This is a genomic window from Mesorhizobium sp. M1A.F.Ca.ET.072.01.1.1 (assembly GCF_004023325.1).
Taxonomy (GTDB): Bacteria; Pseudomonadota; Alphaproteobacteria; order Rhizobiales; family Rhizobiaceae; genus Mesorhizobium.
The window spans coordinates 1-2,135 of sequence record NZ_RZSF01000579.1; the positions used below are offsets into that span (position 1 = coordinate 1).

Annotated in this window: 3 protein-coding genes; 2 read left to right on the forward strand and 1 reads right to left on the reverse strand. The window is 64.3% G+C overall.

What is annotated here, in order from left to right; all coding sequences use genetic code 11:
- Positions 1–537, reverse strand: a 537-nt coding sequence (locus EOA32_RS36500) for a UxaA family hydrolase (protein ID WP_189407688.1), incomplete at its 3' end; no start/stop codon positions are given.
- 250 nt (positions 538–787) lie between these two features.
- Here EOA32_RS36500 and EOA32_RS36505 point away from each other — a divergent pair.
- Positions 788–1,690 carry a GntR family transcriptional regulator gene (locus EOA32_RS36505; protein ID WP_095780099.1) on the forward strand — a complete coding sequence of 301 codons (903 nt, stop codon included), beginning with the start codon at positions 788–790 and terminating at the stop codon, positions 1,688–1,690.
- A 128-nt stretch (positions 1,691–1,818) separates the two neighbouring features.
- On the forward strand, positions 1,819–2,135 hold a 317-nt coding region (locus EOA32_RS36510), incomplete at its 3' end, for a hypothetical protein (RefSeq protein WP_128374254.1).

Below are 2,135 nucleotides of genomic sequence, written 5' to 3' on the forward strand. Positions count from 1 at the left end.
GTGCAGCACCATCATGCCGTCGCCGGTGGCGCTCATGCCGCAGCCCTGCCCGTGGACGATCGGTACGAAACCGTCGATGCCGGGATATTTCGGCAAAAGCGTGCGATTGGCCTCGTCGGCGATCGCATGGCAGACGGTGGACGAGCAATTGACGCTGGCGATGATGCCGATGAAGTTGCGCGTTCCGGCGCGACCATCGGCGCGGCGATAGCCCATGAAGGTGCGCTTGCGGTCCGCTTCGGTGGCGTGCTCGGCCTCGCTCGGCGGCACCACAGGCAAGCGGCCGCTCTCGAACACCAGATTATGCGAGTGGACGTGCTCGCCCGGCGCGATGGCTTGAGTGGCGCGGCCGATCGCCTGCGCATATTTCACCACCGCTTCGCCCGCCGCGATCGGCTTGATCGCGACCTTGTGCCCTGGGTCGATCGCCGCCACCGCAACCGCGCCGCCGGGCAGCGCCGCACCGATCTCGATGCGGCCATTGGCGACCGCGACATTATCGGCGGGGGAAAGAAGAATGGTGCTTGCGGCGTTCACGGGCGGCTGTCCTGGGTAAACCTGGGAGTATGGGCGGATTGACATGCGCCCGTTTGAAGATAATGTCTTTTATCGTGAAAAAACATTTTTGCGTCAATTGTTTTTTCATCGCGCGCCGAGCGCCCTTGGGTGCGTGGCCGCCCGTTAGATAAAGCCGGCGAAATTCGTTCCGCATTTCGGAGGCTTGCGCTAGGAACACCGATCATATTGCGCTTCCGGCCGGCCGCCGCAAGCGTTGGGGATACGGGGCATGTCGAAGAGCAACAACGTCTATAAGGACGCCTTCAACCGCGGACTGCGGCTGCTCGACGAAACCAGGAGCCTGCCGTCCGAGCCCGAGCTCGGAACGCTGCTCGGCGTCAGCCGCACCACGGTGCGCAGCATTCTTTCGCGCATGGAAGAAACCGGGCTGATCGCCTGGAACAAGCGCAACAAAACGGTGCTGCGGGCGCCGAAGGCGGAAGATTTCTTCCCCGAGGAAGAGACCGACTCGCTGGCCGAGATCATCGAGCGCTCCTTCATGCGCCGGCTGCTCGCCGGCGGCGCGGAAGCAGGCATGCAGATCAACGAGCTCGAGCTGGCGCGCGAGATCGGCGTCGGCACCACCAGCGTGCGCGAATTCCTGATCCGCTTCTCGCGCTTCGGTTTGATCGAGAAGCGGCGCAACAGCCACTGGGTGCTCAAGGGCTTCACCCGCGCCTTCGCGCTTGAGCTGACTGAGATCCGCGAGATGTTCGAGCTGCGTTCGGCGGCTGCCTTCGTCGCGCTGCCGCAGGAAAGCGCGGTCTGGGCCGATCTTGACCGGCTGGAGATCGAACATCGCCAACTGGCGAGCGAGATCGCGACGCGCTTCAACGAATTCTCCGAGCTCGATGAGCGCTTCCACCGGCTGATCCACCGCGCCTCGCACAACCGCTTCATCGTCGATTTCTACGATGTGATCGCGATGATCTTCCACTACCACTACCAATGGAACAAGGCGCAGGAACGCGAGCGCAACGAGGTCGCGGTCCAGGAGCATCTCGCCTATATCGCGGCGCTGAAATCGCGCGATCCCGCCAAGGTGGACGCCGCCTGCCGCAAGCATCTGAAGTCGGCGCGCCAGACGCTGTTGAGCTCCATTCCGGAAGGGCGGCAGGTGCAGCCCGCCTGATCAGGCGCGTCGCGCCGCGTTGCCGCAGCCCGGTTTTGCCGATTTTCCGGCCGCCGCCCCCATGCTAGGCTCGGTCGAATTGCTGGAAAGAGGCAGGTCATTTGAATATCCGGCTGAGACGATGGAGCATGCCGGCCGCGTTCGTCGCGGCGCTGCTGCTGTTGCTTCAGTCGGCGCTTGGCGCCTTCGCCTTTGGCGCGCCTTCAAAGCTCGATGCCTTCGGCAACGTCATCTGCACGCATGACGGGGCGGTCAAGCTTCCGGGTAACGATCCGCACCGGCAGCACATGCCGGCCTGCTGCCTGGCTGGCTGCAGCATGGTTTCGCCGGCGCATCTGCCGCCGCCGGATACCGGCGCGCCCGCCAGGGTGCTGGTGTTCGACGCCGTCGCTTTCCCGCCTTTGGCCTTCCGGCATCTCGATTTTGCCCGCGACCGCTCTCCGGC

Bases quoted from the DNA above. Each gene is read 5' to 3' on its own strand.
- EOA32_RS36505 (WP_095780099.1), top strand. From the start codon at position 788: ATGTCGAAGAGCAACAACGTCTATAAGGACGCCTTCAACCGCGGACTG.